Origin of the sequence: Pseudomonas juntendi (assembly GCF_009932375.1) — a bacterium.
Lineage (GTDB): Bacteria > Pseudomonadota > Gammaproteobacteria > Pseudomonadales > Pseudomonadaceae > Aquipseudomonas > Aquipseudomonas juntendi.
Window position 1 is genome coordinate 1 of the sequence record NZ_BLJG01000435.1, and the last position, 478, is coordinate 478.

A 478-nucleotide genomic window follows, 5' to 3' on the forward strand; every position below is an offset into this window, starting at 1 on the left:
GGTCTTGCCCAGGGTGACCATGCCGGCTTCGGCCAGCTTGGCGACCACGGTGGCGTCATACGGCGCCTTGAAGTTGTCGAGCATCTTCGAGCCGCAGCTGGTGCGCACGCCGTTGGTGCAGAACAGGTCCTTGTGGGCGATGGGCGCACCCAGCAGCGCGCCGGTCTCGCCAGCGGCGCGACGGGCGTCGGCGGCACGCGCCTGGCCCAGGGCCAGTTCGTCGGTGACGCTGATGAAGCTGTTGAGCTGTGGGTCGAGCTGCTTGATGCGCGCCAGCAGCGCGCCGGTCAGCTCTTCGGAAGAAAACGACTTGTCGGCGAGTCCGCGGGCGATCTCGGCCAGGGTCAATTGGTGCATGGCAGGCTCTATCCCTTACTCGGTGACTTTGGGAACCAGGTACAGACCGCTTTCGGTCGATGGCGCGATGGCCTGGTAGGCGTCGCGCTGGTTGCTTTCGGTGACCTGGTCGGGACGCAGG

The 478-nt window shown here is 66.3% G+C and carries 2 protein-coding genes; both read right to left on the reverse strand.

What is annotated here, in order from left to right; translation table 11 throughout:
- The coding region (locus tag GYA94_RS26560; RefSeq protein WP_255327005.1) for an amidase family protein at positions 1–357 on the reverse strand (357 nt) is incomplete at its 3' end.
- 15 nt (positions 358–372) lie between these two features.
- On the reverse strand, positions 373–478 hold a 106-nt coding region (locus GYA94_RS26565; RefSeq protein WP_161893443.1), incomplete at its 5' end, for an Asp-tRNA(Asn)/Glu-tRNA(Gln) amidotransferase subunit GatC.